An 11,465-nucleotide genomic window follows, 5' to 3' on the forward strand; every position below is an offset into this window, starting at 1 on the left:
AATTTTCATGCGATGTTGATCTGAAAAAGCTCCTCTAACTCCATCTCCAACACTTCACTTAATCGCTTTGCCGTTGATGGACCCACTGATTTAATCGACCGTTCAAGTAAACTTATGTATGCATGGCTCAGACCTGAGTGCCGCGCCAGCTCTCGTTGTGAGTAGCCTTTCATAACCCTTGCCTTGATGAATGCATCTGTTTTGGCTTTAATTTGAATATGCATCGGCGTTGAATGTCAGTCCCCCATCCTCACTTCGTCCTAATTCAAGTATACCGCATTTATTAACTAATGCAACAACAAAAGTTTACACATGTAATCAACGGGTTAACGAACAAAAGGAAAACCACCCTACGATGGTTAGTCGCAAGGTGGCTGGCTTGTTCGTCTGCATGTCAAAAACTCATCATTGTAATTACTATAGTAAACTGATAGTATTATATCGTTTACTAATGTTTACTTTATTGAGTAAAGGATGAGCAGCAATGTACTTTTACGATAAATTACGAGATATGCGCAAAATGAAAGGCTTCACAATTCGCGAACTAGCTGATCGTTCTGGTGTGTCCGCGGCTTATATCTCCCAGCTCGAAAATGGAAACCGCGGCATTCCATCACCAGACGTCTTAATGAAACTATCTGAGGGACTCAACACCTCATACTCAGAACTGATGGATATTGCGGGTTACCTTGAGTCTTCACAAGTAAATCAACAGTTTGAAAGCAATCCTGTTAATCTGCGGCGTTTTCTCCGTGAAAATGAACTCATGTTCGATGGTTTTATTTTAACACCTGAAGATAAGGAATGGGTGGAGCGTATGCTTACCGTTCTATTCTGGAAGGATCGTCAATCGAATAGGGAAAGCGAAAGCTAATCCTCCTGATTAAGCGGCATTCCCGCTTATAGTGTAATTGCTTCACCTGGCGTCATCACTTTGCCTTTAATGCCTTCTTTTTCTAGGCTTTTCACAAACTTGTGAGGATCTTGTTCAATGACCGGGAACGTATTGTAATGCATTGGAACAACGGCTTCTGCCTTCAAATATTCCGCCGCGATGACCGCATCTTCCGGTCCCATGGTGTAGTTATCACCGATAGGCAGAAAAGCCAGATCGATAGAATTCATTTTGCCAATCAGCTTCATATCTTTAAACAGCCCCGTGTCTCCAGCGTGATAGATCGTTTTTCCCTCTACCATGAGCAAGAAGCCACTCGCCATCCCTGCATAGATGCTTTCTTCCGTACCTGGCGGATTATAGGAAGAATCGTGTAAAGCCAACGTCAGTTTCACTTTGCCAAAAGGGAATTCAAATGCCCCGCCGATGCCCATTCCATGCGTTTTAACCCCTTGAAAGCCTAGATATCTAGCTAAATCATTAGGAGCAATAACTGTTGCATTATTTCGCTCCGCAATGGCAACGGTGTCCCCGACGTGATCTCCATGTCCATGCGTAACAAGGATGTAATCGACCTTAATGTCCTCCGCTTTGGCAACGGCTTGCGGGTTACCTGTGAGGAAAGGGTCAATAATGAGGTTGTGTTCCTTCAATTGGATCTCCACGCAGCTTTGACCATGGAATATAATGTTCACTTATTTCAGCTCCTTAGCGTTTATAAGATCATTTTAGCATACTTGTCTCTGCGAATTAAAATGCTCCTAAAGAATGCAAATCCCCTTCCGAAAGTTTCGTAAGGGGGCATCACTATAGCCTAATTGGCTAAGACATTGTTCATTTTTCTCTCAAGTTGTATAAGCCCTTCCTCTGGATCAAGCCTTCCCAATATGATACTTTGAAGCTCTTCCGACAATGTGGTAAACAACGTCGCATATTGATCCGTTTGCGGGGCAAATTTGACTTGATGCTGCGCCTCGATGAAAAGCTGACGATATGGCAATTGCCGGTATTCTTGGCTTTGAAGAACAGCACGATTGGCAGGCACATGTCCAGCTTGGCCCCATAGCATGGAACCTACCTTTGAGAAATAGGACATGAATGTCATAGCAGCACGTTGTTTCTCCTTTGTTACGTAGGTAGGAATGACGAGTGTATGCGAACTTCCCCACTGCATTGAACTGCCAAATAGGGCTGGAAGCGGCATGATCCCCGCGGGAAGGGAAGATTCACTTAAATGATAGCCCGCCTCCCAAACACCGCCCATCCAAAAAGCAGCTTTACCATTATGAAAGGTGTCCCATGGAGTCTTATCGTTTACATCTGAGAGTTTATTTGCGTAGAGTTGTTGATAAAACTTCAATACACGAATGGATTTATCATTATGGATGCTAATCTTCAGCTTGCTATCATCCAATAATTCACCACCCGCTTGATAATACATATTGAGAAATGGTTCTTGGAAATATGGCGTGTTCACAGCAAATGGCTCCACATTCGGTACTTTAGCTTGAATCTGTTGGAGCATCTGAATAAATGCCTCTGGGGTAGAAATGGCCAGCTTAGGCGTTTCATCTTCATTCAGTAAGCCCGCTTTTTTCAGAATAGCCCTATTGTAATATAACATGTGAAAATGGGTATCCAGTGGCAGCGCGTAGGGCTGGCTCTTGAAGCTAACGCTTTGGACATTGCTCTCTTCCAAGTCTTTGAAATCAAATCCGATCTCCGCAGCCAAATCGTTCAATGGCATAATTTGCTTCGCTTTAACGAACGGTGACATCCGGTCTACGTGAGCAACCGCTACATCCGGACCTTTCCCTGAAGAAAGAGCTGTGCTCAATTTCACGTAATATTCGTTTGATTCTAAGCGAAGCTGCTTCACGTACACGGCTTTCTGCGATGTATTGAAGTTTTGAACAATGCGTTCCACGAACTCCCCTTCACCACCGCCGAATGGATTCCAAAATGAAATTTCCACCGGTGCTTCTGCCCCCGTCACGATTCTCTTATTCTCAGCTGCTTGCTTAGGCGCATCGGACAATAACGTGCATCCTGTCAGCATGAAGGCGAGCGACAACAGACATCCGATGCCAACGTTACGTTTGATCCTATCTCTCTTTAACAACCAGATCCCCCCCTTTCCCAATGCCTGAAAACGAACAGCTCAACGGAAAGCGTTTGCATTTCTATATAAGAAGACTTCTAAATTCTGTCTTCCCTTGCGCGAATACGGTATTCCGATGGGGATAGCCCCGTTATCTTTTTAAACACTTTCGAGAAATATTTCGGGTCTGGAATGCCTACCAAATGACCGATATCCGCTGTCTTAAGTTCACTTGTTAATAAGTTCATCGCTTTCTCTATGCGAATTCGTGTCAAATATTCGAGGAAACTTTCACCCATTTCTTTTTTGAACAAGTTGGCAAAATAGTTCTTACTTAAATGCACCAAATTGCTGATCGATTGCAGCGAAATCTCTTGTTGATAGTACTGCCCGATATATTGCGCTGCTTTAATAATGCCGTTTCGATCACTATTATACACACCGATCATATGCCGGACGAGTTCCTCAAATGCTTGCAGGAACCAAGCTTTACTCATTTGAATCGTCTCTAATTTGGACAATTGTTCATAGTACTGTTTCTTTAATTGAAGGATGCTCATCTGATCGCTTGCCACCTCTGACCAAAGCGTCGTGAGTAGGATTAACAACTCCAGCGAAATAATTTCCACGAGATCGTAATCTTTGCGAGCTGTCAGCTGTTCGAAAATATCCTCCAAATAGGCCTGCAGCTCCCTCGTTTGAAAAGCATATACCATGGAATGAATATGCGTTGTGCTCACTTTAATATTGTCCGCCAGCTGACTTTGCAAAGGCACATAATCAACGCCATACAGAATGACTCGTTCAGATCCTATAAACATTTTATATTTCGCTGCGGCTTTCGCCTGCTCGTAAGCTTCGTGAAGATCAGCCCAACGCATCGTGCTCATACTAACACCTATCGTACAAGAAATTGCGCAATGGTTCTTGAGATAGTGAAGGATAGCTAGCACTAATGTCTTCATCTCTGCCAAGCCCGCAGCCGTCATTTCCCCTGTAAAAAGAAGTACATTCATTTCCCCTTGCCGATCGGGAAAAGCTTCATAGGCATTCTCTGTGGAGGCGGGCATCACTGCTGCAAACGCCTTGCGTATCAAAGCTTGCGCCTCCTCAACACTCTGCGTCCATTCATTCTTTACGATATGAAGCACATACAAAGGTAGCTTATCATCGGGCAGCTTCAAGCTTTCTACGATTTGGTTACAGCGATCAGGCTCCATTTCTTCAAGGAGCTCTAGCATCCGTTTTTCTTTAACGAGAGGCGCTACCTCACTCACCGAGTGCTTCTGCTCACTTGTTGGTGGCGCCGCTAGGATTGATTCCTTCACCCGCAGCAATGTTTCCTCCAGATCACGAGGCATCATATCTGATTTGATCATATATTCGGAAACCCCATTGCGAATCGCCTCCTTCGCATATTGGAAATCTTCCAAATTGCTAAGAATGACTATTTTCATATGAGGGTAACTTTTACGTACTTCTGTAATTAACGTGATGCCATCCATAACGGGCATTTTAATGTCTGTGAGGAGAATGTCAGGTGGGGTTGCGCTGATTAAAGCCAACGCCTCCTGCCCATTTGCTGCTTCACCGCTCACCGACAAACCCAGCTTATCCCAATCAATCATGGAGCGAATACCGAACCTCACGATATATTCATCTTCCACTATCACAACTCGAAACATGCTCTTCACCTACTTCATTTCTGGAAGTCTGATACGAATGTGTGTACCTGCTCCAGGTTCACTTTGAATGTCTAGGCCATAGGACTTCCCACAAATGAGTTTAATTCGTTCATCTACATTGGCTAAGCCAATCCCGCTAACTTTATCAACGGAGGGAGTCTCATGCCGATTCAGGCTTTGAACAAGACTTGCGTCCATGCCTCGCCCATTATCCACGACCTCGAAGCGTATCCCACCTTCCGGATGGATGCTGCACCGAATATGAATTTCACCTATTTCTCGATCTGTAAAAGCATGAAGAATGGCATTCTCTACAATAGGTTGTAAAATCAGCTTCGGTGTACGATACGTACGAACCTCCTCATCCAGATGAACAAACGTCTCGATATTGAAGTTAAATCGGAATTTTTGAATACCTAGATAACACTGCACATGCTCGATTTCTTCTTCAATGGTAACGGTCTCTTCGCCTTTTCCTAAGCTAATCCGCAACAAGCGGGAGAGGAGACTGACCATTTCAGCCGCATGATTCGCTTTCTGCAGGAGTGCCGTCCATTTAATAATATCTAAAGTATTATACAGGAAATGCGGATTGATCTGCGCTTGTAACGCTTTCAATTCTGCTACGCGCTTATGATTCTGTTCCTCATACACGGTTTCTAATAGACCATCAATCCGTGTAACCATGTAGTTAAAATTTTCGCCCAAAATATCAAATTCATCATTGCGACGCTTGGCTTTGAATCGTACCGTCAGGTCACCTGACATGACTTGCCGCATCAGTCGAATCATTTTCAGAATCGGCTTGGAGATCGAATTTGCCAGCAAGATTGCCGTCAAGATAGAGAATAAAATACAAATGAAAGCGATCACCAAAATAATCTGCAGCAACCGATTCGAATCCTTGTACAGCGAAGCCTCTGAAATAACATTAACGACGATCCAGTCGTTCGTGTGCAGCTTTTTGTAATTCACAATCAATCTTTGGCCTTGATATTTCAGTGGAAACACGGATTCGTCTGCTGCCCCACGAAACATGGCTGTGTAGCCATCTTCGCCCAGTACTTCTTTCACACTTTTCCCCAATACACGACTGTCTGGATAAGAGATGATATGTCCAGAACCATCAATAACTAAGCTTTCAATGTCCATATTACTCTTGGTCGTCCGAGCACCGATTTCTTTCAGCACATCCTCGCGGATGTCCAGTACGGCAATGATCCCAACGGGACTATCGTCCGACATTTTGTAAATTTGCTTGGCCAGTGAGAAGACGTGAACGTTTTGCGTATTTAGGCTATCGACATAAGTTCCCAACCGCGTGGAAAACCACCGAAAGTTGCTCCCATCCTCCAAGGTCTGCAGGAAGGGAGATACCTTCTCGATAGAGCGATCGTTCCATCTATAAATACCTTTGATAAAATGCTGAGGTGAAAGAAACGAAATCGACTGTATATCCTGATTAATCGCAATAATGGTCGATAGTTTCGTGGTCAGAGATAGACTATCTAGATCATACTGCGCTGGATCTGTGCGATCCAACGTCCGCAGCATCGTAACAATTTCGTTGTTGTTCACGACCTGCATCATCATATCTTTGTAAATGCCAAGTCTCGTGTCGATATTCTCTGCCGTCTGCTTCAAGAGCTGTTCTGAGTATTCCGTTACTTTATTGTTAATCGTAGACTTCGATATCGAATACGAAATAAACCCCAAGGCAAGCAGGGGCGTGAGCGAAAAAAGGAACAGCAACAGCATCCACTTATAGCGAATGCTGTTCGTCCATGAATACATCCAAGAAGGAATTCGTTTGTGGCGCTGTCGCGTTGCAACCTCTGATGCCTGGGTCATCGTTGAACAACCCTTTCTGTGAAGAGAATCTGACTGGTAGATAGTAGCCTATTAACCTTTAATCCCGGACATGGCCACCCCTTGCACGATTTGACGCTGCAGGACTGCAAACACCAGAATGGTCGGTATAGCAGCGATTGCACTTGCAGCCATAATCAGATTTAAGGACATCGTATTATTCGACAAAAATGTCGGTAGTCCTGCTGATAAGATCATGTTCTCTTGCGAGGTAATGGAAAGATACGGCCACAAGAAATTGTTCCACGACAAAATGAAGTAGAAAATCCCGACAGAAAACATGGCGGATCTCGTAAGCGGGAGACATATCCGATACCATAATCCAAAATTTCTACAACCGTCGATTTGTGCTGCTTCAATATAATCCTTCGGAACGCCGTCCATGAACTGTTTCAGAAGCAGGATCCCGATTGGATTCGTGAGTCCTGGTAGAATGATGGCCCATATGTTATCGATTAGCTTCAGATGAAGTGTCGTTTCGTAAAGTGGAATGAGAATCGCTTCCGTGGGAATTAACAAGCCAGATACGATGATCATATAGAACACGCCTCTGGACTTGAAAGGCAGCTTTGAAAAGGAAAAGGCCGCCAAAGAACTGAGGATGAGTGAAATAACAGTTGTCAGTACACCGATCACTGCACTATTCCACGTCCATCTCAGGATTTGAGAATCTTTGATCACCTTCTTGTAGTGATACACATGTAAATCCGAGAAATTTACCCAGTCACTTAGCGCGGACACATTGACGCCATCTGGTTTCAGCGAGACAATCAGCATCCATATCAGTGGAAACATAAATAAGAGGGCCAGCATCACCGCGATGATGTTAATTGCGATACCTTTCATGTTCTACCTCCGTCAATCTTTTCTGTCTGTTAATTTGAACTGTGCCACTGCAATAAGCAGCATGATGGCGCAGAATACGATAGACTGAGCCGAAGCAAGCCCGAACATATCCTTTTTGAACCCCGTGACATAAATGTAGCGAATCATTGTATTTGTGGAGTCCCCTGGACCTCCGCCTGTCATGATTTGTACTTGCCCAAACAATTTTAAGCACGAGATAATTTGGTAGAAAACTTGTATTTGCATGACTCTCGACAGTCCGGGAAGCGTAATATGAATGAATTGCTTCCAAGCGCCAGCGCCATCTATTTTCGCAGCTTCATAATGTTCCGTAGGAATTTCTTGCAAGCCAGCTAGGAACAGTACCATAACGAAACCTACTGACCACCAATCGGTTGTTAGCGTAATGGCCCACCAAGCGAAGTGTTTGTCCGTCAGCCAGTTTATGTCACCAGGTAAACCAATGAGTTTCAAGAAAGCGTTAATTGGGCCATACTTCGAATCGAAAAGTCGGAGCCAGATGAAACTGATGACTGAGACCGAAAGTACATAGGGAAGGAAAAACATGGAACGGATGAGTGTTCGGAAGCGGAGTTTCTGATTAATGATTAGCGCTAAAATAAGACCAAGCACGATAATTGTCGGTGTACAGATGATAACAAAGTAAATCGAGTGCCACACATACAGATAAAAGTTGCTATCCGTGAAAATCTTTTTATAATTCGCAAAGCCAACATACCGCTGCATCCCCTGAATGCCCCAAACGTGCAAGCTCATCCAAGCTCCTCGCCCTACTGGCCACAGATAGAAGATGGCAAAAGGGATCAGAAACGGGACCAGATACAACATTGCCTTCATCTCCAAAACGATACCAAACGACTTACGTTTGCGGAGCACCCCTGTCTGATTAAGCTCACTCATTTTAGTCTCCATTGTCTCTTCTCCTTGTTACTTTCTATATAAGGTCGGGTGGAGCCCTGATAGCTTTCTCGAGAGCTTCACCCGATTCAAACGGACGATTAATTCGTTAAAATATCATTGATTTGCTTATCCATCGTTTTCAAGCCTTCTTCTGGTGTTTGCTTACCGAATAGGATGTTCTGTAAGGACTCTGAAACTGTCGTGATAATCGTGGTGTATTTATCTGTTTTCGGTGCAAATTTCACCGTTTTCTGAGCTTCGATGAAGAAATTACGGTATGGCAGCTTTTTGTACTCATCGCTTGTCGTTACTGCGCTGTTGGATGGGACGTGTCCGGCTTGCCCCCATGTTTTGCCACCAACTTCAGAGAAATACTTCATGAATTTCGCTGATGCTTCTTGTTTCTCTGCTGTTACATAGGACGGCACGACGAGCAAGTGGGAGCTTCCCCAGTGCGTTTGGCTACCAAAGATCGCAGGCAGCGGCATCGCACCAATGTTCAATGCTTTATCGTTAAGCAGGAGTCCCGCTTCCCACACACCACCGAACCATAGGGCAGCTTTCCCGCTGTGGAACGAATCCCAAGGCGTTTTATCATTGAGATCACTGTATTTGTTTTTGTACAAATCCATGTAAAACTTAAGGACATTCAAGGCTTTCTCGTTGTTGATCGCAGATTTCGTCATATCACCATTCAAAATATCGCCGCCTGCTTCATAGTACAAATTCAGGAATGGTTCTTGGAAATAGGGTGTATTCACGGCTAACGCCTGCACACCAGGTACTTTCGCTTGAATTTGTGCTAGTGTTTTCTTAAAGCCATCTGGCGTTAAATCACCCAGCTTCGGTGTGCCATCGTCGTTCAGCAGCTCGGCTTTCTTAAGCAGGTCCTTGTTGTAATAGAACATATGGAAGTGTGTATCTAAAGGAACAGCGTAAGGCTTTCCGTCGTAGGAGACGCTTTTGATATTGGAATCTGAGACTTGTTTCAGATCAAAACCAACCTTGCTGGCTAGCCCATCCAGAGGTAGAATCTGCTTCGCCTTGACGAAGGGAGATATTCGATCCACGTGGGCTACTGCAACATCTGGACCTTTGGATGAGGAAAGTGCCGTACTAAGCTTCGCATAGTACTCATTGGATTCTAAGCGCAGCTGTTTCACGATGACTTCCTTTTGGGAATCGTTATATCCTTTGACAATTTGATCTACGAAATCACCTTCGCCACCACCGAACATATTCCAGAACGTAATCTCTACGGGACTCGCTGATTTGGTTGTCTCTGCGGCTTTCGTCGTTGCTGAAGCAGTTGTCGCAGCAGCTATTTTGGTATCGCTTTCTTTTGTGCTCGAGCAGCCAGTCGCTACCATAGCAAGTGCAATACTTGCGGTAAATAAACTCGTTAGTTTCTTTTTCATTGGGATAAACAACCCTCTCTCATTCGGTTTATGTTCGTTGCGAAAGCCCTTTCATTCGGATGTAAGGGCTTTCCTTGGTTCTAACTTTACAAGGAATCGCTCCGCGTCTAAACCGATAAAACCGTCAACTTTGGGGAACAAACGTAAGAAATCATCAGGCTCCGTTAGACTACAAGGTGACGATGTTACGATTGGAGGGGTGAATCTTACGTAAGGTTGGGTTAACTAACTTTAACAAATTCTACTTTTCACCATTTCGCCACTTGCACTACATTTAGCTATTACTGATCCTCACTACTCTCCACATCCCCTACTCCCTCCCCCTATCAACTCTACTCTACACACTCTCTACCTACTCCCCACTTTGCAACTCTCTACACCACACATCAGCTTAACTCATCCCCAACATTAACTCTAACTAATCCTATCTAACTCAACGGCAATGTCCGTTTATGGAGCAATGTATTATGAATCTCTAGTGGTCTAGTAGATTTAAATATAATATTTTGAAAAGTTTAGCTATAATGTAACAGACTACATAAAGACTAGCTTGTCTTGTCAGAATGTGCCTAGCGGGGATTACCAGCCGCCATTCGTAATAGCCGCCACGTTATCCCTGCACTTTTTCTCAGATAAGAAACTCAAGGAGGAATACCCATGTCGACCAAGCCCAAAATACTCGTTACCCAACAATTGCCGGAAGCTGTTCAAGATTATTTAAATCTCCACGGAGATTGTACGTTCTGGAATCAGGAAGGCAGTATGCCTCGTAATGTCATCTTAGATAGGGTCTCAGATGTGGAGGGAATCCTGGGAGGAACAATTGACGAGGAACTGTTAAGTTGTGCACCAAAGCTTCGTGTGGCGAGCACCTCTTCCGTCGGGTACAATCATTTTGATATAGCTGCGATGAGATCCCATGGCGTAATTGGTACACACACACCCTACGTGCTGGACGGCACCGTGGCCGATCTCGTACTCGCCTTGATGCTCAGTGCAGGGAGAAGAATTGCAGAATTGGATGCTTATGTGAAACAGGGAAATTGGCAAAAGGGAACAAGCAGTACCGAATTATTCGGTGTGGATGTTCATCATTCGACACTCGGAATCATCGGGATGGGACGGATTGGCGAAGCTATTGCCCAGCGTGCTGTGTTTGGCTTCGATATGAACCTGCTGTATCACAGCCGCAGTCCAAAAAAAGAAGTAGACGAGCGCTTCAATGCCCGCTTCTGCGAATTGGATGAGTTACTTAGTGAATCCGACTACATCGTTGTGATGACGCCACTTACGCCAGAGACGAAACATCTGATTGGCGAGGAGCAATTTAATCGGATGAAGTCATCAGCGATCTTCATTAATGCCTCCCGCGGAGCAACTGTAGACGAACAGGCGCTGATTAAGGCACTTCAACAAGGAAAAATACGCGGAGCAGGTCTGGATGTCTTCGATATCGAGCCAACTCCTGTGGATAATCCATTGCTCAGTATGCCGAATGTGGTTACTTTACCTCATATTGGCTCGGCGACAGCAAGAACTCGTAATGATATGGCTGAGCTTGCGGCTAAGAATCTCATCGAAGCACTGAATGGTGGTAAGGCTTATGTTGTACAGGAGCTTAAGGATTTGGTTCCCAATTAAGGCTTAGCGTCCTGTCCCTCGGAAAGTCAGAATGTCAGAAAGCTGCGAATATGCATCTTTTTCCACTAGAGAGGTCACGGTTTATAAGG

At 44.5% G+C, this 11,465-nt stretch carries 10 protein-coding genes; 2 read left to right on the forward strand and 8 right to left on the reverse strand.

Features of this window, described 5'->3' with window-relative positions:
• Positions 1-5 precede the first annotated feature (5 nt).
• Positions 6-224 (reverse strand): helix-turn-helix domain-containing protein, encoded by a 219-nt coding sequence (locus tag AC58QT_RS17615; protein ID WP_216626255.1) that lies wholly within the window; start codon positions 222-224, stop codon positions 6-8.
• 260 nt (positions 225-484) lie between these two features.
• On the opposite strand from AC58QT_RS17615, the gene AC58QT_RS17620 reads away from it, so the two are divergent.
• Positions 485-874: a helix-turn-helix domain-containing protein gene (locus AC58QT_RS17620; RefSeq protein WP_497410165.1), complete on the forward strand. Its 390-nt coding sequence runs from the start codon at positions 485-487 to the stop codon at positions 872-874.
• A 26-nt stretch (positions 875-900) separates the two neighbouring features.
• Here AC58QT_RS17620 and AC58QT_RS17625 read toward each other — a convergent pair whose 3' ends face one another.
• From AC58QT_RS17625 to AC58QT_RS17655, 7 genes are all read right to left on the reverse strand, one after another.
• On the reverse strand, positions 901-1,590 hold the full coding sequence (locus AC58QT_RS17625) for a metal-dependent hydrolase (RefSeq protein WP_497410166.1): 690 nt from the start codon (positions 1,588-1,590) through the stop codon (positions 901-903).
• A gap of 119 nt (positions 1,591-1,709) precedes the next feature.
• Positions 1,710-3,017: an ABC transporter substrate-binding protein gene (locus AC58QT_RS17630; protein WP_497410167.1), complete on the reverse strand. Its 1,308-nt coding sequence runs from the start codon at positions 3,015-3,017 to the stop codon at positions 1,710-1,712.
• A 77-nt stretch (positions 3,018-3,094) separates the two neighbouring features.
• Entirely contained in the window at positions 3,095-4,681 is a 1,587-nt protein-coding gene (locus AC58QT_RS17635) for a response regulator transcription factor (protein WP_497410168.1), read from the reverse strand.
• Between the two features lie 9 nt (positions 4,682-4,690).
• A complete protein-coding gene (locus AC58QT_RS17640; protein WP_497410169.1) occupies positions 4,691-6,532 on the reverse strand; it encodes a sensor histidine kinase in 1,842 nt (613 codons plus the stop codon).
• Positions 6,533-6,583: 51 nt separating this feature from the next.
• Complete coding sequence (locus tag AC58QT_RS17645; RefSeq protein ID WP_497283035.1) at positions 6,584-7,396, reverse strand: carbohydrate ABC transporter permease; 813 nt, start codon at positions 7,394-7,396, stop codon at positions 6,584-6,586.
• 12 nt (positions 7,397-7,408) lie between these two features.
• On the reverse strand, positions 7,409-8,329 hold the full coding sequence (locus AC58QT_RS17650) for a carbohydrate ABC transporter permease (RefSeq protein ID WP_497410170.1): 921 nt from the start codon (positions 8,327-8,329) through the stop codon (positions 7,409-7,411).
• An 86-nt stretch (positions 8,330-8,415) separates the two neighbouring features.
• Complete coding sequence (locus AC58QT_RS17655; protein ID WP_497410171.1) at positions 8,416-9,735, reverse strand: ABC transporter substrate-binding protein; 1,320 nt, start codon at positions 9,733-9,735, stop codon at positions 8,416-8,418.
• 657 nt (positions 9,736-10,392) lie between these two features.
• On the opposite strand from AC58QT_RS17655, the gene AC58QT_RS17660 reads away from it, so the two are divergent.
• On the forward strand, positions 10,393-11,376 hold the full coding sequence (locus AC58QT_RS17660) for a 2-hydroxyacid dehydrogenase (RefSeq protein WP_497410172.1): 984 nt from the start codon (positions 10,393-10,395) through the stop codon (positions 11,374-11,376).
• Positions 11,377-11,465: the final 89 nt, after the last annotated feature.

The organism is Paenibacillus sp. J31R109 (assembly GCF_059692055.1).